Below are 22,739 nucleotides of genomic sequence, written 5' to 3' on the forward strand. Positions count from 1 at the left end.
CCGCAACCCCGGGGGCTAGCGTTGGGGCATAACCCAACAAGAGGTGCGCTACGATGGAGATAAAACGGCTGGATTCGGCCCCGACAGACATCACCTATTACGAGAACTGGGATGGCCCCGGTGCAGACGATATCGAACACCGCATGACCCCGGACCATGTGCGTGATGTCGTCGAGATCTTCCAGACCCCGTTGACCGGCCACTACAACTGGGATTACAGCTCGGCGGACGGACGTATCCGCAAGCTGTACCGGCTCGGCAAGGAACTGAACTGGAACGCTGACATGGACGTGGACTGGAGCCAGACGTTCCCGCGCTCCGAGATTCCCATGGACCAGAGCTTCAACCCCTTCGCGGGCTGGGAGCCGTTCGAGCAGCTTTCGGATGAGGAAAAGCTGCGTTTTGGCTGGCATAACCTGGCCTGGATGCTGGCGCAGTTCATGCACGGCGAGCAGGGTGCCTTGCTGGTAGCCTCACAGCTGGCGTCCTGTGCACCGACTTATGATGCCAAGCTGTACGCCGCCTCGCAGACGTTCGATGAGGCCCGGCACGTCGAGGTGTTTACGCGGTACCTGCAGGAAAAGATCGGCATTCTCTATCCGATCAACCCGAACCTGAAAGTGCTGCTGGACAAGATCCTGTCTGATCCGCGCTGGGATCTGAAATTCATCGGCATGCAGATCATCATCGAGGGGCTGGCACTGGCGGCCTTCAACACGCTGAAAATGACAGCCCAGGATCCGCTGCTGCGCGAGATCATCCGCCTGGTGATCCGGGATGAAGCACGGCATGTGACCTTTGGCGTGAATTATCTGGAAGACTTTGTCGACACACTGACAGAAGAAGAGAAAGAGGAACGCGCGCAGTTTGCCTTTGAAGCCTGCGTGGTCATGCGCGAGCGCCTGATTGCCACCGAGGTCTTTGTGGAATTCGGCTGGGAACCGGAAAAGGCCCGTGAGCAGGTGCTGTCCTCGCACATCATGGCGCAGTTCCGCAATCTGCTGTTCACCCGTATCGTTCCCAATCTCAAGCGTATCGGCTTGCTGACGGACACGGTGCGGCCCAAGTTCGAAGAACTGGGCATTCTGCAGTTCGAGAATCTGGTGGATGACGGGGACATCGACTGGGCAGAGCTTTCGCGGCCGCTGTACAACGAAGCGTCCTGATCCTTTCCGCCATTGACCCGTGCCCGGGCGCGCTGCTTTGATAGCCACCCGGGCTTCCCCTCCCGATCATGGCGCTCCGCTTGCGGGGCGTCGCTCGTTCTGTTTGCCTGGCGGACACTGTGACCGAACTTGCTGCGCGCCGTACCCAGGCCATGTTGCTGACTGCTGTGGCCGTCACTGGCATGGGCCAGACCCTTGTCTTCGCGATCCTGCCTTCATTGGGCCGTGCTGCCGGCATTGCCGACATCAAGGTCGGTCTGATCATCAGTTGCTCCTCGCTGATGTTTGCCCTGGCCAGCCCGGTGTGGGGGCGCACCAGTGAATACCTTGGCCGCAAACCGGTGCTGGTGATCGGCCTGGCGGGTTATGCGCTGGGCACGGCCCTGTTTGCGACCGCCTTCTGGTTTGGCATACGGGGTGTCATGACCGGGATGCTGCTGGTCACCGCACTGATCGCCAGCCGGGTTCTGCAGGCCAGTATCATGGCGGCCACGCCGCCGGCGGCGGCAGCCTACATGGCGGATACTTCCAGCCCGGCCACCCGCACCAAGGCCATGGGGCGTATCGGCGCCGCGCACAATCTGGGTACGGTGGTGGGCCCGGCAGTCGGGGGGCTGATTGCGGGCATCAGCCTGGTGGCGCCGTTGTATATGGTGGCCGTCATCACGGCCCTTATGGCGCTGTGGGTGTGGCGTGCACTGCCGGAGTCCCCCTATATCCTGCAACGCGGTCGCCCGGCCGCGCCGTTCTCCCTCGGCAACACACTGCGCTCCAGTTTCACGGCCTACACCGATCGGCGCCTGACCGACATCCTGCTGGTCGGCCTGATGCTGTTTGTTGCCTTTGCCATTGTCCAGCAGACGCTCGGGTTCCTGTTTCAGGACCGCCTCGCCATGTCGCCCCAGCAGGCGGCCGGTGGCGTGGGAATTGCGATGATGTGTGCAGCCCTGACCTCGCTGCTGGCACAGGCTGTCATCGTGCAGCGTCTGGGCTGGTCACCGGAAGCCATCCTGCGCCTGGCAGTGCCGTTGATGGGCACCGGGGTGCTGTTACTGCTGTGGGCGCCGGATCAGGTCTGGGTGACGGTGTCGGTGATGTTGCTGGGTCTGGGGCTGGGGTTGGGCATGCCCGGGGTCAGCAGCGCGGCCAGTTTGCGGGTGGGCGTGGAGGAGCAGGGCGCGGTAGCGGGGCTGATGAGTGCCTGTCCGGCGCTGGGTTTCATTTTCGGGCCCGTGATCGGCACAGGATTATATCAATTGCAGCCGAACTGGCCTTACCTGCTGGTGCTGGTGTTGTTCGTGCCGTTGATGTGGGCGGTGTGGCGATTGCGCAGCCAGTAACGCCTGGAAACGCCGGAGAAGCAGGGCGGGCCGCTGCTTCCCCGGCGGGCGGGCTTAACGGGTGTAAGGCAGCAGCGTCAGTTCCACGCGACGGTTCTGCGCACGACCGGCCGCCGTGTCGTTGGTAGCCGTCGGCTGATGCGGACCAAAACCGACGATATCCAGCCGCACCTGCTCGACACCGTAACTGGCCAGGGCATTGGCCACGGACTGGGCACGTTGCTGGGACAGCAGCATGTTGTACTGCACACTGCCAGTGCTGTCGGTGTGACCGGCTACCTGGATCATGGTGGACTTGTACTCGCGCAGCACTTCAGCCACGGAATCCAGTACCGGCATGAACTGGGACTTCACCTGGTAGGCGTCGGTGTCAAAGGTCACATTGCCCGGCATGTTGAGGATGATGTTGTCGCCATCACGGGTGACGGAGACGCCGCTACCTGCCAGCTTGTCACGCAGCTCGCGTTCCTGCACATCCATGTAGTGGCCAACACCGCCGCCAGCGATGGCGCCGATACCGGCACCGGCCAGCGCGCGTTGACGACGCTCGCGGGCGCTGTCCGAGGTGGCGATACCGACCAGTGCGCCGACACCGGCGCCGATGGCTGCCCCGGTGGTGGCCCGGCTGGTACGCGGTTCCCCGGTATAGGGATCGGTGGTCTGACAGCCTTGCAGGGCAATCGCGCCAACGAGTACAGCGCTCAAGGTGATTTTCTTCATGGTGACTCCTGAAAAAGAATGTTCCGTCAGGGGCAAACATTACGGCAAACAGGGCGCTTAAGAAAGGCGATTCCCCGCCGTTTGGCGGATCGGGTCACGCCACAGGCACCATACCCGGGGCCCTTGATCAGGCAGAGCGAATTCGTGCTTCACCTGAAAACCGAAATGCTGGTACAAGGGCACATTGTGTGGATTGCAGGTTTCCAGATAGGCGGGAAAACCATCGCTGTCACATTGCGTCAGGACACTGTCGAGCAGGTGCCGGGCATAACCCCGCTGCTGGGCACGCGGGTCGACACCGATGATCTGCAGGTAGAAGTGGGGCGTGGGGGGGTGCAGCGCCTGCACCTGGCGGATACCATGCAGCCGCGCGGGCAAGCCGGACAGGCCGCACAGGCGCACCAGATCAGGCACGTGGCGAAGGCGCGCCACGACATTGCTGCCCCAGGTGCCCGGTGGCGACCACAGGGCGCCGCCCTGATCCTGCTGCAACGTATGAATCACGCCGCCGCTGCGCTCAAGGTGGTGTAATTGGGCGAGGAAGGCCTGTTCCAGGCGGCGCTCATAATGCGGTCCGGGGCGTGCCATCCAGCGCCAGAAGGGATCATCATGGAAGGCGCGGGCAAGCGCACAGCCCAGGGCGGGGAAATCGGCCGCCCGGGCGCGCCGGACAGGGGACATGCGTCATCCTTGTTTCATCATCTGTGCGCCATTGTGCGCCGCTGCAACAGGAGAGTCATCCATGCCGGGACCCCGGCCCGACCTGAACCGCCTCGCGACCCAGCGCTGGGACCTGCTTGTGATTGGCGGTGGTATCACCGGCGCAGGTATTCTTCATCAGGCTGCACAGCTTGGCCTGAAAGTACTTCTCGTTGAAAAACATGATTTTGCATGGGGAACCTCAAGTCGATCCTCGAAAATGGTGCATGGCGGGTTGCGCTATCTCAAGCAAGGGGATCTGCGCCTGACCCGGGAATCCCTGCAGGAGCGTGAGCGGCTGCTGCGCGCGTTGCCCGATCTGGTGGTCCGCCAGCACTGTCTGATGCCGTTGCGGCGCGGCCAGTTTCCCGGGCGCTGGGCCATGACCGTGGCGCTGTCGCTGTATGACCTGCTGGCAGGGGTTCGGGACCACCAGTGGCTGACTGCCGACGTCTTGCGTGCCCGGGTGCCGGGGCTGGACATGGCGCCACTGACGGGCGCCATGCGCTACAGCGATGCGATGACGGATGACAGCCGCCTGGTCTTGCGTCTGTTGCATGCGGCGACGGCCGAGGGGGGCATGGCGATGAATTACTGTACCGCGCTGTCCGTCACGGAGAGCGGTGACCACCGACAGGTTCGCGTGCGCGATGCAGACGGTACCGAGGTGGCGCTCGAAGCGAAGGCGGTGATCAATGCCACCGGCGCCTGGGCCGATCTGCTCTCCGGGGCACCGGCACGGGTGCGCCCGCAGCGCGGCAGTCATCTGTTCGTGCCCGCCGCCCGGCTGCCGGTCCAGGATTGCATGACGCTGATCAACCCCCGCGATCAACGGCCGGTGTTCGTGTTCCCCTGGGAGGGCAGTACCTGTATCGGTACCACTGACCTGGATCATCGGGATGATCCCGACCGGGAGCCGCGGGCGACGGATGAAGAAATCGACTATCTGCTGGCACTGGTCAATGGCTACTTCCCGGACACGCACCTGAGTCGCGACGACATCGTGTCGACGATGGCAGGTGTGCGTCCGATCATTGCGTCGGGCACCGGGCGAGACCCCTCGGCGGAACGGCGCGACCATGCTGTCTGGACGAAAGACGGCGTCGTAACGGTTTCGGGAGGCAAGCTGACGACCTTCAGGGTGATTGCGCTGGATGCGCTGGTGGAGACCGGCCTGCTGTCCCGGCGAGATGCCCGTCAGTGGCGTCGCCAGACCCCGGTATTCCGCGGTGTGGCGGCGTTGCCCGCCGGGCTGGGGCATCCCCTGCGACCCTGGGCGCAGGGGGAGGCACTGCACCGGCAGGTGCGCTGGATGCTGGACAACGAGCAGGTGCGCCACCTGGATGATCTGATGTTGCGCCGGACCCGACTCGGCCTGCTGCATGCGGACGGCGGCGAAGCGCTGCTCGAGGAACTGGGACCCTTGTTGTGTGAGGGCCTGGGCTGGGACGCAGCCCGGCTGGAACGGGAGCGCACACGCTACCGGGATATCCACAGGCGCGCCTATCGACCCTGATGCGTCAACCCTGATTATTTTCCTGACCGGCTGGTATAGTGGCCGCCTTCCTTCAGCGAACCATCAGGATGCTCGCGGCAAATGCTCAGCTATCAGCACGGCTACCATGCCGGGAACATTGCTGACGTGCACAAGCATGTCATGCTCAGTCGCTTGCTCCGTTATCTGCAGCGCAAGCCGACGCCTTTTGCGGTCCTCGATCTGTACGCCGGGCGCGGACATTATGATCTCCAGGATGACCGGGCCCGCAAGACCGGTGAGGCCGAGCAGGGCATCCTGCGCCAATGCGCGATGCCAGAGTGGCCCGCACTGCTGGCGCCTTATGCAGAGGCACTGTGGCGGGTCAACGGTGCCCTTGAGGGCGAGGGCGAGGGCGAGGGCGAGGGCGCGGTCGAGGGACAGGTCATGCCGCCCCGGGCGCTGCGCTACTATCCGGGCTCGCCACTGATTGCCCGCTACCTTTCTCCACCGGACTGCCCGGTGATCTGCAATGAGCTGCACCCGGCCGAGCATGATGCGCTGGCGGGCCACCTGAAAGGGTGCTCCGGTGTGCACCTGCATCGCCGTGATGCCCTGGAAGCCCTGATCGCCCTGGTGCCGCCGGCGCAGCGCCGTGGTCTGATTGTGCTGGACCCGAGCTTTGAACGGCCGCAGGAGTACGCCGAGATGGCCGCCGCGCTGGTGAAGGCGTGGCAGCGCTGGCCGATCGGGGTTTACATGCTGTGGTATCCGCTTCTGGCGGATCAACGGCACCGGCCCATGATCAATGCATTACGCCAACAGGTCGGGGCAGAGCAGATACTGCAATCGGAGCTGCAGGTGCGCACCGCTGGCGCGGGCATGCATGGCTCCGGTGTGCTGGTGATCAACCCGCCCTGGGTGCTGGCCGACGAACTGCAGGCATTGCAGCCCTGGTTCGGCAACCTCTGTGCGGCAGGGCCGGGTACCGGATTGAGGCTCGTCGAATCGTGACACTGGTTCATATTCTGACAAGGGAAGATTTTCAGACTGTGACAACCCGTTTCACGCTCCAGGCGCTTCGTTCTCCTTTAAACTAAATAAAATCAATAAATAACGCCATTTTTATAATGTGGATTGTCACAAATGGCGCTGTCTGCATCGCTATCCTGCTGACGATTGACATTTGACCTGGCGCGTCAAGCAGCGTATTCAGTGAACACGAATAACAATCAGGCGGCCGCAGGGAAGCGCTCCCCCCATGACGGCTGCCCTCCCGGAGGACAGGCCCCATGGGCGTCAGAGCAGAACAGAAACAGCGTACCCGTGCGGCACTGATCAGTGCCGCCCTCGAAATGGTGGCCAATGGCCGCTCCTTCAGTAGTCTCAGCTTGCGTGAAGTGACCCGTACCGCCGGTGTAGTGCCGACCGCGTTCTATCGGCATTTCCAGACCATGGATGATCTGGGCCTCGCCATTGTCGAAGAAGCGCTGCCAGCACTGCGCTCACAGATGCGCGCCGTGCGGCATGAGTCGGTCAGCATGGAGACCTTGCTGATTTCTTCGGTGGATGTCTTCTTTGATTTCGTCCTGGACCATGCCCAGGAATTTCTCTTCTTCGGCCGCGAGATTACCGGCGGCAGTGCCACACTGCGCAAGGCGCTGCGCATGCATACCGTGCGCTTTGGCTACGACCTGGCGGACGATCTGGAGCGTATCGGCTTTGCCCGGCACCTGAATGATGCCGAGCGCTTCATGGTGGCCGATCTGCTGGTGCGCGCCGTGCTCACCACCTCGCAGGACATGCTCGCCCTGCGGCATCATCCGGATGCCATGAAGGCGCTGCGCCAACGTACGGCACAGCAGATGCGTGTAGTGGTTCTGGGGATGCTGAATTGGTCATCGGCAACCAATCTCGCTGCGGCGTCCTGAGAGCGCTGGGGCTGGCCCTGACGCTCGCTGCCACACCGCTGGTCGCTGATCCAGCGTCACCGGCCGGGTTTGCCGCGCAGGTACGCCAGTTGCTTGATGAGGGTGACCTGGCCACCTTGCTGGCGGCGGTGGACAGCGCGGCGCTGGCCCGCGACGCCGGGCTGGACGACAACGCCGCAGCGATCATCCGCCGGATCCAGCAGCAACTTGCCAGCCAGCGATTCCACACCGCCCGGGTTTACCAACACGCCGATCAGGTGCATGTCCGGCTGGACCTCAGCCCGGAAGGACTGGGGTGGCTGACGCTCACCGGGGAAGCGGGGGAGCGTCTGGTGTTGCGCGGCTGGCAGGACAACGTGCTGGGGGCCTCGCTGGCGGAACTGGTGGCGAGCATGGCGAAGCGGGCCGAAGACCGCCGTGGACGGCGTTTCCTCGATCAGCTGGCAACGGATCCGCTGGCGGCATGGCGGTCGTTATCGGCGGCGCAGCAGGACAGTGCGGCGGCACGCTTGCTGCTGATGTCCTGTGCCAGTGCGGGCTGCTACGACGCGGCGCTGGCCCGGCTGGATGCCCTGGAGGGGGACACCACCCCGGCACTGTGGCAACTTGATGCGGCGGCGCTCGCGCGCGACTGGCGCCGTTTCGATCGGGTGCATACGGCCTTGCAGTCGCGTCTGGGTGAGGACCCGGCACTGGTGATGCTGGGCGCCCAGGCGGCGCTGGCACGGGACAACTGCCCGGACGCCCTGGCGCGGGCCACCCCGGCGCAGCAGCGCTGGCCGGATTATCCCGGCCTGTACCCGGTGCTGGCCGAGTGCCGGGTACGTACCGGCGAGTACGAGGCGGCCCTGTCGGTATTTGATGAGATGTACACACGCTTTGGCACCCAGATCGACTGGTCTGCCATGGCAGAGCACCCGGTGTATGCCGCGCTGGTGGCGTCAGACGCCTATCGTCGCTGGCGCGCAGACACATCGCACTGATCTCAAGGTGAACAGGGCTCACACGGTGACCGTGGTGGGCTGGTCAGGACTCTAATCTTGTACTATAGTGCAACAAATGAAGCCTCTCCGATACGATTACATCATTGTCGGGTCTGGCGCCGGCGGCGGCGTACTCGCCTGGTACCTGACCGCGGCAGGCAAGCGGGTGCTGCTGCTGGAGGCAGGGCGCCGCTGGCAGAGCCACGACTACCCGGACAATGAGCTGGATGCCAGTGCCTCACTGATGTGGCACGGCGGCGCTGAGCCGACCCGTGATGCCTCGGTGGTGATGTTGCGCGGGCGCGTCCTGGGGGGCGGCACCGTGGTCAACCAGGCGCTGCTGGACCGTTTTGACGCCGTGGCCCTGGATGACTGGGCCGAACGCAGTGGCCTGGGCGACTTCAGCGTCGACGCCATGACGCGCCATTACCAGGCGGTCGAATCCGGCCTGTCCCTGGAAACGATTCCCGAAACGCGCTGGAACGGCAATGCCCGCATCTATGCGGAAGGCTTTGATCGCCTGGGCTACGGCCGGGCGGCGTTGCGCCGCGGCCAGGCCGGCTGTGATGCGGGCAATGACTGCATGCGGTGCCTGGGGGGGTGCCCTCGCGGGGCCAAGCAGAGTATGGCCGTCACCTTTATCCCGCGTGCGGAAAAATGTGGGTTGCAGGTTGAAACGGACTGCACGGTGGACGGTGTGGTGCATGGTCAGCACGGCGTCACGGTTTACGCGCACCAGCGCGGCCAGGCGGTGCAGTGGCACAGCGCCCACGTGGTGCTCGCCGCCGGGGCGCTGGGCACGCCGCGCATCCTGTTCAATTCCGGGCTGGCCACTCAGTTGCCGGCGCTGGGGCAGGGCTTTTTCTGCCATCCGCAGTTTGTCACCTTTGCACGTTACGACGAACCGGTAGACAGCCATCGCGGCAGTTTTCAGGCGATCAAGTCCGACGAGCCACGTTTCCGGGCGGCAGGATTCAAGCTGGAAAACGTCTTCATGGGGCCCGTGGGCGCCGCGTATCTGCTGCCCGGGGCAGGGCGCCGTCATCAACGCTGGATGCGGGATTACCGCCATCTGGCCTGCATCGAGGTGGCTGTGCGGGACCAGACGCCTGGCCAGTTACGCTACCGGCCGCAACGCGGGCTGGTGGTGGACAAGCCGCTCGGGCGGCCAGAGCGTCAGCGGGCAGCGCAGGGGCTGGCGGTCATCCATGACATTTATCGTGCCACGGGCGCCCGCGAGGTCATCCAGTCGCCGGTACAGATCGGTCTGCACCTGATGGGCGGCTGCGCCCAGGGACATCAGCGTCGGCACAGCGTGGTCAACCCCGAATTCGCGTTGCATGGCCTGCCGCGCCTGCATGTGGTGGATGGCAGCCTGTTCCCGTCGGCGCCGGGTATCAACCCGTCACTCACTATCATGGCGCTGGCCCATCGGGCCGCCGAGGCGTTGCTGGGCGAATGTCTGCCTGCCACCACAGCGGCCGACCCGCAGCGCTCGACGGCGCCCCGGCGCGAGGATGTTCCGGCATGAGTGATCTGCCGTCTTTTTCACTGACGCCGCGCCAGCATCGCGCCATGACGCACCTCGGCAATGCACTGGTGCCCGGCGGCGATGGCATGCCGTCCTATGCCGAGGTGGATGCGGCGCGCCACGCCGGTCGTGCCCTGGGGGCGGCACGCGCTGCTGACCGCGACGCGCTGCTGCTGCTGGTGCAAATACTCGGTGTTGTCCCGGCGCCGCTGCTACGAGGCGGCCTCATCCTGACAAACCTGCTGGGGCGCCTGCCCGGCATGCCTGGCGCCCCGGCGCGACTGCTGGACATCGGCCTGCGCGGACTGGTGCTGAATACTTATTATGCTGGCCTGGACAGAGACGGGACGGACGGCCGTTCTGCTGTGCACCAGGCCATGGACTTTGCCCTGCAGTGTGAACCACCGAAAGGAAACACCCGACCATGACTACCCCGAACGCGCCCGTGATGATGGATCAGGCCCGCCGCGCCGCCGAGAAGCTGCGTAACAGTACCCTGGCCGAACGGCTGGCCGAGCTGGACAGCCTGCAGGACCGTATTCGTGACCGCCAGGAGGCACTGGTCGAACGCATCATGGCGGAGACCGGCAAGACGCGCACCGATGCACTGGTGTCAGAAATCATGGGCAGTCTGGATTACCTGCACTGGTTGCACGGCGCTGCCCGCAAGGTGCTGGCAGATCAGAAGGTGTCCACACCCATCGCCCTGATGGGGAAAAGCTCACACATCTGGCACGAACCCTGGGGCGTAGTGCTGGTGATCACGCCGTGGAATTATCCGTTCCATATTGCCCTCACGGCGCTGGCGCCTGCCTTTGCGGCGGGTAACGCGGTGATTCTCAAACCGTCGGAGCACACACCGCTGGCCGGGGTCTTCGAGTCGTTGTTTGACGGCTTGCCGCTGCTGTCGGCCGCGGTACAGATCGCCCAGGGTGACGGGGAGACCGCCGCGGCGTTGATTGCCGAGCGTCCGGACCGCATCTGCTTTACCGGCAGCGCGCCAACGGGGCGGCGTATCCTGGCCCAGGCGGCGCCGCTGCTGATTCCCGTGGATCTGGAGCTGGGCGGCAAGGACGCCATGCTGGTGTTCGATGATGTCAATGTCGAGCGCACCGTGGCGGGCGCCCTGTGGGGTGCCCTGACCAATGCTGGCCAGTCCTGCACCTCGGTGGAGCGGCTTTATGTGCAGCGCAGCATTCATGACACCTTTGTCAGCGCCTTGCGTGCATCACTGGACACGCTGGTGGTCAACGAGGGGGATGCCGGTGATGCGGACATCGGTGCCATGACCACCGACTTCCAGTGCGACATTGTGGCCGCACAACTGGACGATGCCCGCCAGAAGGGGGCCGAGGTTCATGGTGGAGGCCGGGTGCCCGAGACCCGCCTGTTACGCCCGGCGCTGGTGACCGGCGTGACCGCGGATATGCGCCTGATGCAGGAGGAGACCTTCGGCCCGGTCATCGTGGTCGAGGCGTTTGATGACGAAGCGCAGGCTATCCGATTGGCCAATGGTGCGCCCTTCGGTCTCAGCGCCAGTGTCTGGAGCAAGGACCTGGCGCGCGCCCGCCGTGTGGCCCGGGCGCTGCGTGTGGGTGCGGTGTCGATCAACAATGTGATGCTGACCGAGGGTAATCCGGCGCTGCCGTTCGGCGGTGTGGGAGAGTCCGGTTCCGGTCGGGTCAAGGGCGCCGAAGGGTTGCTGGGTATGACGCGCAGCAAGGCGGTGCTGATCGACAAACAGAGCGGCAAGCTGGAAGCCAACTGGTATCCCTACACGCGCACCAAGTACCGGCTGTTTGGCGACCTGGTCAACGGGCTCTTCGGGCGGGGTCCGGGGGCGTTGCTGCGTTTCGCCCGGGCGGGTCTGAAGCTGGAAAGCGTGGCGCAGAAGCCACGTGAGGGGCTGTGATGCACCGCGACCCGCAAGCGGCCTACGACTATTACCGGCAGGCCATCGCCGGACAGACCCTGCCGGTTGCCCTGGTGGACATGGAGCTGTTCGATATCAATCTGCGTGCCATTCTGGAGCAGGCAGGGGACAAGCCGTTGCGTATCGCCGCCAAGTCGGTGCGCTGCCCCACCTTGTTGCGGCATGCGCTGGACAGTGACCCGCGCTGCCAGGGGCTGATGTGCTTTCATGCGCGGGAAGCCTGCGCGCTCGCGGCGCAGGGCTTCGACGATCTGCTGGTGGCCTATCCGACGGTACAGGCCGAGGATGTCCGGGCGGTCTGTGCCGCCGTGCGGGCCGGCCATCGCATCCTGCTGATGGTCGATTGCCCGGCTCATGTGGAGGCGCTGGCGGCGGTGGCCCGCGCCGAGCAGGTGACGTTGCCGGTATGTCTGGATGTGGACATGTCCTGGCGCTTGCCCGGCCTTCATTTCGGCGTGTTCCGTTCGCCGGTACGCGAGGTCGAACAGGCGCTGGCCGTGCACCGTGTCATCAAGGCCAGCGGTTGCCTGCGCCTGGAAGGGGTCATGGGCTACGAGGCGCAGATTGCGGGCGTCGGCGATGCCGTGCCGGGGCAGGCGTTGCAGAACCGGGTGATACGCTGGCTGAAGCGCGGTGCCATTCCCCGTTTGCAGCAACGCCGTGCCGATGTCGTGCAGGCCCTGCGTGACGATGGCGCGCCGCTCGTGCTGGTCAATGGCGGCGGCACGGGCAGCCTTGACTCCACGCGCCATGATCCGTCGGTGACCGAGGTGACGGCGGGCAGTGGCCTGTTTGCACCGACGCTCTTTGACCACTATGCCCGGCATCGCTACGCCCCGGCGGCCATGTTTGCCCTGGAGGTGGCGCGCCAGCCGGACGCGGAGCATGTCACCTGTCTGGGCGGTGGCTATATCGCTTCTGGCTCGGCGATGCCGCCCAAGACGCCGTTACCGGTGTTGCCCGAGGGGCTGGCGCTGGAGCCCAATGAAGGGGCTGGCGAGGTGCAAACGCCGCTGCGCGGCAACACGCTGCCGGAGATCGGCGCGCCGGTATTCTTCCGGCATGCCAAGGCAGGGGAACTGTGCGAGCGTTTCAATGCGCTGTTACTGATCCGTGAGGGCAGGGTGGAGGCCCGGGCGGACACTTACCGGGGGCTCGGCTGGCAGTTCATTTAAGAGTATCCTCTGCTGATGTTATCCCCGCCATCCACCGCACGCCTGGCCCTGGTGCTGGGCATGCTGATTGCCGTCGGCCCGCTGGCCATCGACATGTATCTGCCCGCCTTGCCGGCCATGGCCGACAGCCTGCGCGTGAGCGTCGAACGCATCGAAGTGTCGGTCAGTGTCTATCTGTTCGGCACGGCGCTGGGGCAGTTGCTGGGCGGTCCGCTGTCTGACCGTTTCGGACGCAAGCCGGTGGCGACCGGGGGCTTGCTGCTGTTTGCCGGGGCCAGCATGGGGGTAGCCCTGAGTGAAACCATGCCGACGCTGCTGGCGTTTCGTGCCGTGCAAGCGCTGGGCGGCGGTGCAACGGTGGTCATCGCCGCCGCATCGGTACGGGATTTTCATACTGGCCGTGAGGCGGCGCGCCTGCTGACCACCATTGGCCTGGTCATGTTGGTTGCACCGCTGGCCGCCCCGGCCTTTGGCGCCCTGATCCTGCACGCCTTGCACTGGCAGGGCATCTTCTGGTTGCTCTGCGTTTATGCCCTGGCCATGGTCGTGGTCCTGAATACCGCCTTGCCGACGACGCGGCCCGCCGGGGCCCGCCCGCCTGGCGGCATTCTGGCTGCCTACGGGCGTGTCCTGCGGCATCGTCAGGCCATGGGCTTCATCCTGGCCAATGCGCTGTCGTTTGCGGCCATGTTCGTGTTCATCACGGATTCGGCATTTTTCTATATGGAGCACTTCGGCGCCTCCAGCGCTGTTTTCCCGGTGCTGTTCGGTGCCAATGTGGTCGTGATGATCGGCCTGAACCGGCTGAATATCCTGTTGCTGCGGCATTACGACAGCCCGGCAATGATGCGCGCCGGGCTGCTGTTGCAGTTGACCGCCGTGACCCTGCTGCTCGCGCTGACGCTGCTGCAGGCTCTGACGCTGGCGCGTGCCGTGCCGCTGATCATGCTGGGCGTGGGCGCGGTGGCACTGATCATTCCCAATGCACTGGCCAGCTTCCTGTCACTGTTCGAACGCGATGCCGGGGCCGCCACCGGATTGAATGGCGCCTTGCAATTTACCCTGGCCGGGTTGGCCGGGGCGCTGGTGACGCTGCTGCACACCAGCTCGGCGCTGCCGATGGCATTGACCATGACGGTATGCAGCCTGCTCGCCTGCACGGCCTTCTTCGTGCTCAGAAAGTAAAGCCAAGCCCCAGATGCACGGCGAACACTTCCATGTCGGCCACGAATTCGGCGTCACCCACTTCCACAAAATCATACTGCGGCAGGCCAGGAGCGCGAATAAAGGTGCGCCGCATGGTGCCCTTCACGTTCGGCACATTGATGTACTTTACATCCAGCGCTGCCCACCACTGGCGTGACAGGCGCATGTCCAGCCCGGCCTGGGCCACCCAGCCAAAGCGGTTTTCAATGTCCACATCCGGGTGGCCGACTTCGGTCAGGATGCGATTATTGACGCGGGTGTCATAGGTGTAGAGATAGGTGCCGCCCAGGCCCAGATAGGGGCGCAGTATTTCGCCTTCGCGGAAGCGTTTCACCACCGTGATGATCGGCGGAATGGCCTTGGTCTTCACGGCATCGTTGCCCAGTGGTGGCACGCCGGTGGGGATGCCCTGGGCCTCCTCGACCAGAGGCTCATCAGCGATCTTTCCCTTCAGTTTGACCTCCAGCGTCGGCGGCAATCCGACCAGGGTTTCCAGGGACCAGCCTGAACCCCATGGCAATCGATAGCCGATGATGGCCCCCGGGAGCAGCAGGGGATCTGCGTAGGCCTCGCCCTCCTGGGGGCCCGGCTCCACCGCCACTTCGGCAATGTTGGACAGGTTCTTCAGCTCAATGGAGCGCGTTTTCAGATTCGGGTCCAGGTAGCTGGCCCCGAAGCGAAAATAGAGCCGGTTGTCGCCAAATACCCGCCGTACCAGGTTACCACCGGGTACCTGGGCCGGGCGGTAGTCCTGATCCATGGCCAGAGCGGGCGGGGCCAGCAGCAGGCCTGTGAGAAGCACGCAGGGTGCCAGCAGCCTGGCGGTCAATACAGTACGTATTTTCATGATGTCGTTATCCCGGTTGTTATTCGTAGCGGGTTATTCGTTGCCGGGCGCCGCCAGGCGCAGGCCTCGGGACGGATGATTGGCGACGGTAATCTGGAAATCGCCGGAGGCAATCATCAGGTCGGCATGGCCGACCAGCAGGGCACTGCCAATCCCGCACAAGAGATTGAGCAAGGGAATGCCGCAGATATTGGCTTCACGAAGATCCAGATTCAGGCGTGCCCGGATGGCCGTCAGGTTCTCGGCCTCGAGCGCCAGGCGGCCGTCTTCGAGAAAGACGACGGGCCCCATGACATAGGCACTGATGGGCAGGCTGTGCAGATTGGAGGGGTTGCCCAGCCCGAGCAGGTTCAGGTCGGGGGCGTCGAGGTAGGCGTCCAGCCGTATCAGGAATTTTGCTTGCGACTCGCCGGGCTGGTTGATGACGTAGCCGAGTTTGGGGCCCTCCTCACGAGGGCGTACCCGCAATGTCAGGGCGCCAGTGTCGATATTCAGCGGCACCAGGCCAAGCAGGGTGGCGCTCAACGACAGTTCGGTGCCCAGGACCACGGGCGTGCCGACCTCCACCGGCGCCATGAAGCCGCCGTCGGTGTCGATGCAGACGGGGTTGCCGTCGTCATCCTCGTAGCCTTCCGGGGTGCACCAGCGACCACTGCCATCCTGCGTCATGTTCAGGTCGGGCACGCCCAGATCCAGCGGCTCAATCGGAAAGAAACTGACGGGCAGGCCGCCGGCGGTAAAGGCGGTATCCCCCCATTGCCCCGACGGCGAGGCGGCGGTAATCAGACCGCCCGTGCCGGTGACCTGAAGCCGACCGCTGTTGAGCAGCTGCGGTTGCTCGCCGTTGTCCAGAGTGCCGTTCCCGTTGGTGTCCGCGTAGGGCATGGTGCGCACGCTGGCAAAGATCGTGCTGACCGGGTCGATGGCCTCAAAGTCGATGACGATGTTGCCGCCGCCCTGGGCTCCGTTTCCGCCGATGCCCACCAGCGGTGTGGTATTCAGGCGCAGGTTGCCAAAGCGGCTGTGGTTGCGGAAGTAGGGCGCCGTGTTGCCGTTGACCACCAGACGGTACTGCTGGCCATGCTGCAACGCATCCGGGGAGGGATAAAGCTGCATGGCCCGGTCTTCCACATGCACGCCCGGTGTCAGGGATTGCCACTGGCCATCCACCTGCTCCCCCAGACACACCGAGCCGTTCTCACATTGGGTGCCGTTGCTGCTCAACTGGCCCAGCCGCAAGGTATCCACATTCATCGGCTGGCTGAAGACCAGGTTCATCGCCGTGCCGATCTCGTAGCGAAACAGTTCATACAGCGTGTCGCTGGCGCGGCCGCCGGTGCAGCGGCCGGATTTTCCCTGCTGCGCCTGGGTATCGGTGAGGGCGCAGCCCACACCGGGGTGCAAGACCGACAGCAGCGGCGGTACGGCGGTGCCGCTGTAGTCGGCGGTCCGGAACGCGAGCACGCCCTGACCTTCCAGCGCGTCATTGGCCTGTGGTGTGACGGGGAGGGGATTGAACAGATGCGCATCGCTCAGCCCCTGCGGCAATACCACCTGATGCGCCGCGCCGGCGCGCAATTCTCCCCGTGGCGTGATGGTGACCGTAGCGCCATCGTGGTTGACCCGTATCGGTACTTCGCTGCCTCCGGCATCCATATCCAGCAGCATGATCTCATCCAGCGCCGTCGTCGCCAGCGTTTCGCTGAACGTCAGCAGCAGGTTCTCGCGGGTCGGAAAGTTGATGTCGCCAAGCTGCGGATAGCTGCCGGTAATCACCGGCGGCGCCGGGTTGGTTTCATCCACCACAAAATCCATCGATGAGCGGATGCCCAGGGAAAAGTCCGCATTGATCCGGGCCGCACCGCCGAGGGCTTCCAGTTGCAGCGTGGTGAAAACTTCGAAATTGAGGCTGCCGTCGTAGACCGCGACCACGCCCGGGGCCTGAACGTGCATGACATTCTGGTTGAAGGTGGCATTGCCCAGCGGGTCGCCGCCGGTCATGGCGGCATCGAAGTGCATCACGGCCATCAGTGGCGCCAGGTCGTCATCAGGATTGGTATTCGGCGGACGGAACGGGTTGCGCAGCAGATAGGCCGTGACGTTGGTAAAGAAATGCCCGTGAATATCGCCGGTCATCAGTGCGGTGTTGATTTCACCGCCAATGCGCGCCGGATTGATGCCGGTGAGCCGCAGGCCTTGCCCGTGGCGAGACAGGATCGGCGTGTAGTTCGGGTAGATGACCGGGTCTGCAAGCCAGGCTTCCAGACTGTCAGGATAGGTGCTGGCTTCCACGGCGCCGAGCAGGTCGTTGACCAGCTCGAAGTCGTTGAGCTTCATGTCGGTCAACCGGGACACCTGCGGAAAGCCGGGATCGCCCGGTGCCGGGAAGGTGCGCAGCACCTGACGGATGGGCGGGTTGGCGTCATCGGGGTGTTGGCGCGACGACTGCGGGCTGAACACATAGGCCACACTCGCCATCGACTGCCCGGTGAGGTCCTGGATGTCACTGGTCAGACGCAGTTCATAGCGCTCGCCCGGGGTCAGGTCTTGCTTTGGCTGTACCGACACATAATGCCGCTCGGCATACACCGAGGCCGGCACCAGGGAAGCGTTGCCCTGACTGTCGACATGCACGAAAGAAAACGTCTCGCCGTAGCGCACGCTCTGCTGTGCCAGGGGTTCGGTGAAGGTGAGCCTGACCGGAGAAAAATCCATGAACGTGAACACCGGCGGCGTTTCCGGGGCTTCGCTGTAGCGAGCCGGTGATTCGTGATTGATCGCCAGCACGGCGGGGGGCACGCCGGGGAGGGGATCGGGCTGGCGCACGGTAAAGCGCAGCAGCGGTTCCTCATCGGGCAAGTTGACCGCGCCGGGGGCCAGTGGCTCGCGCGCCCACACGGCATACTCGCCGCCTGGCACCAGCGTCGGCAGATTCACCTGTACGGTGCGACCGTCGTTAACGATCACGGCATGCTCGCTGACCTCCAGCGGGCCGTTGGGGCCGACGATGCAGAAGGGGCCGTCGGGCGTCTGTGACCCGTTGAGGGTGCCGCAACCCTGCTCCAGTGCTTGCGGGTCTACGTTGTTGGAGAAGGCCAGCAGCACCTTGCTGCCCTGGGGCAAATCTACCGCCTGATCGAGCGGGTAGGCGTAGATCAGGCCATGGCCGATCTCAGGCGGTTGAAAGGGTGTCGGGCTGTTATCGCAGGCGCTCAGTAGCAGCAACGAAAACAGGGACAAGATCGTAGCGCGGAGAAATGCGTTGGTATTCATGAAGTCCTCGATGCAGCTTTTTGTTGTTTTACGAGGACGATGCTAGGGGGCGGGGGAGGTGGGGGCGATGCCCGTTCGGGTCCCGGTGACCCGAACGGGCAACTAAATCTGTGTATCGTGTATCAGAACGTGAAGCCTACGCCAACGTGTACGGCGATGTTATTAAGGTCGGCTACGAACTCCGCATCACCTACTTCCACAAACTGGAACTGGGGCAATCCCGGCGCGCGGATGAAGGTGCCCTCCATGGTCGCAGTGACCTTGGGTACCGAGACATACTTCACATCGATATTGGCCCACCAGTACTTGTAGATCTTGTAGTCCAGACCCACCTGGGCGACCCAGCCGAACTTGTTCTCGATATCCAGATCGGGGCGCCCGAACTCGGTGAGGATGGGGTTGGTGACCTTGCTGTCGTAGGTATACAGATAGGTCAGCCCCAGCCCGGCGTAGGGGCGGAAGTCACTGTGCATGCGGAACCGCTTCACCAGTGTCACGATGGGTGGCAAGGCTTTGGTTTCGGCCACCCGCGAACCCAGGGGTGGCACCCCGGTGGGAATGCCTTGTGCTTCCTCGGCCAGCGGGACGTCGGCGATTTCACCCTTGATCTTGAGGGTCAGCGTCGGCGGCAGGGCAGCGAGGGTTTCGATCGACCAGCCGCCATCACCCCAGGGCAGCTTGTAGCCGATGATGGCCCCCGGCAACAGCAGGGGATCACTGAATGCCGCGCCTTCCTGTGGTCCGGGCTCGATGGCGACCTCTGCGATATTCGACAGATTTTTCAGCTCGATAGAGCGCGTGTTGAGGTCCGGGTAAAGGTAAGTCGCCCCGGCCCGGAAGTAGATTCTGTCTTCCCCGAAAATACGGCGAACCAGATTCGTGCCGGGGTACTCGGGCCGCTGGTTTCGAAAGTCCCGCTCCGCCTGGGCGGCTGAGGGTGTGCCCAGCAGGCTCGCCGCCAGTGCGGCACCGATCAGGCGGACGATCATCATCCTGTTCTTGTTCATCGTCATGTCCCCGTTATTGTCATTCGGCTTCCGGCGCGGCGATTCGCAGCGCGCGGGAGGGGTGGTTCACCACCTTGATATTGAAATTGCCCGGATCAATGCGCAGATCGACGTTGCCGAGCTCGAAGGTCAGTACCGGCTCGACGATGCCGCAGACGATCGGCCCCAATATCGGCAAACCACAGATCGGGTCCAGTGGACCCGCCGTGCCCGGTTCGGCGATGGACAATTGCAGGGTCTGACGGATGGTGGTCAGGTTGGTGGAATCGAGCGTGATGCGCCCGTCATTAAGGAAGCTGATCGGCCCCTTGATATAGGAACTGATCTCGGTGCTGCGCAGGTTCGACGCCGCGAGGCCACCGAGAATTTCCAGATCTGGCGCGTCGAGGTAGGCATCCAGACGCAGCAGGAATTGCGGATTGTCTTCACCCACTTCGTTCAGCACGTAGCCGATGATCGGGCCTTCCTCACGTGGCCGGATACGCAGGATGACGCCGCCGGTTTCCAGGCCATTGATCGGCACGACGAGGGCGGTCGCGTCCAGCGACAGGCTGGTGCCCAGCACCACCTGCGCCCCGACGTCCACCGGCGTCATGAAATCACCCTCGGCATTGATGCAGACGGAATGGCCATCGGCGTCGGCATCTGGCGGCGTGCACCAGCGATTCGGGCCGTCGGGGATCATGCCCAGGTCATCGACCGCGAGATCCAGCGGTACGATCGGTTTGAAGCCCACGGGCAAGGCGCCGGAGATGAAGATCTTGTCGCGCTCGGGATCAGAGAAGCTGGCATCGGTGATGACCCCGCCCGTATCTTCCAGCACCAGCGTCGCGCCATTACCCAGCGCTTCGAATTCACCGCTGTCGAAAAAGCCGTTGCCGTTGGTGTCGGTGAATGGCCGGGTGCGGATGGTGGCAAAGATGGTGCTTGATGGCGCCACGGCTTCGAAATCGGCAACGATGTTGGGGCCACCGGGAATGCGGACACTGCCAAGCGGATCGGTGTTGACCGCCAGATGGCCGAAATCCGGGTGATTGCGGAACGTGTCGCCGCTGCCGTTGATCACCAGTCGATACTGACCGCCTTCAACGATGCGCCCGGTTTCCGGGAACAGCTGCGCGGCCATATTCTCGGCATGCAGCGCCAGCGGGATGCTTTGCCAGTTGCCGTCCACCTGCTCGCCAATACAGATCACGCCGCTGGCGCAGGCGGTGCCCGCGCTATTGATGGTGCCCGGGCGCATGCTGTCGGTATCCATGGGCTGGCTGAAATTGACATCCATGATGGTGCCGATTTCATACAGGAAGGCTTCGTATTGGGTATCCGAGGGCAAACCATTGACGCAACGGCCCGCCTTGCCCGGCTGTGTGCCGACATCCACCAGTGCACAGCCGACGCCGGGATAGACGTTGACCAGCATCGGCGGCACCAGTTGGCCGTTATCGCGAGCATAATCGCCCGTGGTGAAGCTCAGGATACCGTCGCCACCCAGTGCATCGCTGGCGCTGAATTCGATGGGCAACGGATTGAACAGATGCGCATCGGTGAGGGCAGGGGGCAGAATCAGTTGATGCTGACTGGCAGAACGCAGCTCCTCGCGGGGCGTGACCACCAGCGTGGTGCCATCCCGGTTGACCTTGATCGGCACCGTCGTGCCCCCGGCGCCCATATCCAGCAGCATGATCTCGTCGAGCCCTTGTTCACTCAGGGTATCGCTGAGCGTGAGCAGGATATTCTCGCGCGTCTCCACGCCGACATCGCCGTCTTCCGGGAAGCTGCCGGTGACCATGGGGCCGGCGGGATTGCTGGTATCCACCTCGAACGCCAGATCGCTGCGCACGCCCAGCGCAAAATCGGCATTGATGGTGGACGCTCCGCCGAGCACCTCGAACTGCAGGGTAGTGAACAGTTCGATATTCAGCGTGCCCTCGGTGATGGTGACCACACCGGGTGCCTGCACATGCATGATGTTCTGGTTGAACGTGGCATTGCCGGCCGGATCTTCGCCTTGCATGGAAATATCGAAGTTCATGATGGCAATCAGCGGCGCCAGATCATCATCCGGATTGGTCAGCGGCGGCCGGTACGGGTTCGGCAACAGATAGGCCGTGATATTGTTGAAGAACACGCCGGTGATGTTGCCGGTGTTCAGATTCAGATCCACCTCGCCGCCAAGACGAGCCGGATTGATGCCCGTGAGCCGCAGCTTCTGGCCGCCACGGCCGACAATCGGTGTCTCGACAGGAAAGGCCTGTGGGTCAGCCAGAAAGGCTTCCAGGGCATCCGGAAACGCCTCGACCCGGTTTACCCCGAGCACGTCATTGACCAGATCAAACTGGTTCAGCGTCAGGTCACTGAGCCGGGACGCCTGCGGGAAGCCGTTGTCACCCGGTGCCGGGAAGGTTTGCAGCACCTGCCGGATCGGCGGATTCTCATCACCCGGTTCGGCCTTGGAGCTGATGGGGTTAAAGACATAGGTCACCGGCGTCATGCCTTGCTGACCAAGATCCCGTACCGCGTCGCTGAAACGCAGCTCATACCGTGCATCAGGGGTCATGTCTTCGAGCGGCTGCAATGAGAGGTAATGACGCTCTGAATGCAGGCTGAACTCGACCGGCTCATCGATGGCGTTGCCCTGGTCATCCTCGCTGACCCTGACGAACTGGAAGGTTTCCCCGGGAATGACCGACGTCTGCTCCAGTGGCTCGGAGAAGGTCACCCGAATGGCGGTGAAATCCATAAACGGAAAACGGGTCTCGACACCACTGCCGTCGATGAACGCTTCCGGCCGCTCCTGGTTGATGGCGATGACCTCCGGTGCCGCCCCGGGGACGGGCGCCGATTGCCGGGTACGGAAAGAGAGCAGGGGGGTATCCTGTGGCGGCAGATTGACCGCCCCCGGTGCAGCGCTCTCACGCAGCCAGACCTGATAGCGCGTGCCCGGACGCAGATCATCGGTCAGAAACTCAAGGGTACGACCGTCGTTGACGACCCCGGCATTGCCCATGTCCACCGGCCCTTCGGGCCCGACGATGCAGAAACCACCTTCCGGCACACCATTGCTGCCAGCACTGCAGCCGGCCAGTGCCACCTGGGCGTCCACAGGACTGGAGAACGCAAACAGCGTTCGCGTGCCCAGCGGGATATCCACAGTGCCATCCAGGGGGTAGGTGTAGATCAGACCGTTACCGATTTCCGGGGGCTGAAAGACCTGGCTGCTGTCTTCACAGGCCGCCATCAGCGCGAGACCAGCGACCAGCGCCAGGCCCCGCAACGGGCTTGTTGTTCTCATGTCCTGTACTCCGGCGTCATTATTGTTGTAGCGCCCCTCAATCTTTATCCGGGCTGACCGGCCGGTTCTATGCTGGAAATGCGTGGAGTGGTAAAGCTGGGTGTATTGGCGTAACAGCACGTTACCCGCAGGCGTGTTTGGCGCGAGTTCGGGACATTTGGG

At 63.8% G+C, this 22,739-nt stretch carries 17 protein-coding genes; 11 read left to right on the forward strand and 6 right to left on the reverse strand.

Annotated features, from left to right (window positions below; all coding sequences use genetic code 11):
- The first annotated feature begins 53 nt into the window (after positions 1-53).
- Both DKW65_RS06950 and DKW65_RS06955 read left to right on the forward strand, forming a co-directional pair.
- The gene (locus DKW65_RS06950) at positions 54-1,166 is read left to right on the forward strand and encodes a ferritin-like domain-containing protein (RefSeq protein ID WP_111656566.1); all 1,113 of its coding nucleotides are present in this window, start codon (positions 54-56) and stop codon (positions 1,164-1,166) included.
- A 119-nt stretch (positions 1,167-1,285) separates the two neighbouring features.
- Complete coding sequence (locus DKW65_RS06955; RefSeq protein ID WP_245932418.1) at positions 1,286-2,506, forward strand: MFS transporter; 1,221 nt, start codon at positions 1,286-1,288, stop codon at positions 2,504-2,506.
- Positions 2,507-2,560: 54 nt separating this feature from the next.
- On the opposite strand, the gene DKW65_RS06960 is transcribed toward DKW65_RS06955, so the two are convergent.
- Together DKW65_RS06960 and DKW65_RS06965 are read right to left on the reverse strand one after the other, a co-directional pair.
- Positions 2,561-3,226, reverse strand: coding sequence for a YiaD family glycine zipper/OmpA-like lipoprotein (locus DKW65_RS06960; RefSeq protein WP_111656567.1), 666 nt, complete (start codon positions 3,224-3,226; stop codon positions 2,561-2,563).
- 57 nt (positions 3,227-3,283) lie between these two features.
- Entirely contained in the window at positions 3,284-3,907 is a 624-nt protein-coding gene (locus DKW65_RS06965) for a GNAT family N-acetyltransferase (protein ID WP_111656568.1), read from the reverse strand.
- A gap of 61 nt (positions 3,908-3,968) precedes the next feature.
- Between DKW65_RS06965 and DKW65_RS06970 the strand changes: the two genes are divergently transcribed.
- The 9 genes from DKW65_RS06970 to DKW65_RS07010 all read left to right on the forward strand — a co-directional run bounded on the left by DKW65_RS06970 (position 3,969) and on the right by DKW65_RS07010 (position 14,137).
- The gene (locus DKW65_RS06970; RefSeq protein WP_111656569.1) at positions 3,969-5,441 is read left to right on the forward strand and encodes a glycerol-3-phosphate dehydrogenase/oxidase; all 1,473 of its coding nucleotides are present in this window, start codon (positions 3,969-3,971) and stop codon (positions 5,439-5,441) included.
- An 81-nt stretch (positions 5,442-5,522) separates the two neighbouring features.
- On the forward strand, positions 5,523-6,413 hold the full coding sequence (locus tag DKW65_RS06975; RefSeq protein WP_111656570.1) for a 23S rRNA (adenine(2030)-N(6))-methyltransferase RlmJ: 891 nt from the start codon (positions 5,523-5,525) through the stop codon (positions 6,411-6,413).
- Positions 6,414-6,691: 278 nt separating this feature from the next.
- Positions 6,692-7,330: a TetR family transcriptional regulator gene (locus DKW65_RS06980; protein ID WP_111656571.1), complete on the forward strand. Its 639-nt coding sequence runs from the start codon at positions 6,692-6,694 to the stop codon at positions 7,328-7,330.
- Entirely contained in the window at positions 7,294-8,313 is a 1,020-nt protein-coding gene (locus DKW65_RS06985; RefSeq protein ID WP_111656572.1) for a tetratricopeptide repeat protein, read from the forward strand. Before DKW65_RS06980 ends, DKW65_RS06985 begins: the two co-directional genes overlap by 37 nt.
- Before the next feature lie 76 nt (positions 8,314-8,389).
- Positions 8,390-9,844 carry a GMC family oxidoreductase N-terminal domain-containing protein gene (locus DKW65_RS06990; RefSeq protein ID WP_111656573.1) on the forward strand — a complete coding sequence of 485 codons (1,455 nt, stop codon included), beginning with the start codon at positions 8,390-8,392 and terminating at the stop codon, positions 9,842-9,844.
- Positions 9,841-10,272, forward strand: a complete 432-nt coding sequence (locus DKW65_RS06995; RefSeq protein WP_111656574.1) for a hypothetical protein — start codon at positions 9,841-9,843, stop codon at positions 10,270-10,272. The genes DKW65_RS06990 and DKW65_RS06995 overlap by 4 nt, the downstream gene beginning before the upstream one ends.
- The gene (locus tag DKW65_RS07000) at positions 10,269-11,756 is read left to right on the forward strand and encodes an aldehyde dehydrogenase family protein (protein ID WP_111656575.1); all 1,488 of its coding nucleotides are present in this window, start codon (positions 10,269-10,271) and stop codon (positions 11,754-11,756) included. Before DKW65_RS06995 ends, DKW65_RS07000 begins: the two co-directional genes overlap by 4 nt.
- Positions 11,756-12,952 (forward strand): amino acid deaminase/aldolase, encoded by a 1,197-nt coding sequence (locus DKW65_RS07005; protein WP_111656576.1) that lies wholly within the window; start codon positions 11,756-11,758, stop codon positions 12,950-12,952. The genes DKW65_RS07000 and DKW65_RS07005 overlap by 1 nt, the downstream gene beginning before the upstream one ends.
- A gap of 15 nt (positions 12,953-12,967) precedes the next feature.
- Positions 12,968-14,137 (forward strand): multidrug effflux MFS transporter, encoded by a 1,170-nt coding sequence (locus DKW65_RS07010; protein WP_111656577.1) that lies wholly within the window; start codon positions 12,968-12,970, stop codon positions 14,135-14,137.
- On the opposite strand, the gene DKW65_RS07015 is transcribed toward DKW65_RS07010, so the two are convergent.
- The 4 genes from DKW65_RS07015 to DKW65_RS07030 form a co-directional block, all read right to left on the reverse strand.
- Positions 14,127-15,005 (reverse strand): OmpW/AlkL family protein, encoded by an 879-nt coding sequence (locus tag DKW65_RS07015; protein ID WP_245932419.1) that lies wholly within the window; start codon positions 15,003-15,005, stop codon positions 14,127-14,129. The two genes, DKW65_RS07010 and DKW65_RS07015, sit on opposite strands and share 11 nt — an antisense overlap.
- 33 nt (positions 15,006-15,038) lie before the next feature.
- Positions 15,039-18,278 (reverse strand): Ig-like domain-containing domain, encoded by a 3,240-nt coding sequence (locus DKW65_RS07020; protein WP_111656578.1) that lies wholly within the window; start codon positions 18,276-18,278, stop codon positions 15,039-15,041.
- 122 nt (positions 18,279-18,400) lie between these two features.
- Positions 18,401-19,285, reverse strand: a complete 885-nt coding sequence (locus tag DKW65_RS07025; RefSeq protein WP_245932420.1) for an OmpW/AlkL family protein — start codon at positions 19,283-19,285, stop codon at positions 18,401-18,403.
- Between the two features lie 19 nt (positions 19,286-19,304).
- Positions 19,305-22,577, reverse strand: a complete 3,273-nt coding sequence (locus tag DKW65_RS07030) for an Ig-like domain-containing domain (RefSeq protein WP_162925754.1) — start codon at positions 22,575-22,577, stop codon at positions 19,305-19,307.
- Between the last annotated feature and the right edge of the window lie 162 nt (positions 22,578-22,739).

The sequence above is a fragment of the Isoalcanivorax indicus genome, assembly GCF_003259185.1.
Classification (GTDB): domain Bacteria; phylum Pseudomonadota; class Gammaproteobacteria; order Pseudomonadales; family Alcanivoracaceae; genus Isoalcanivorax; species Isoalcanivorax indicus.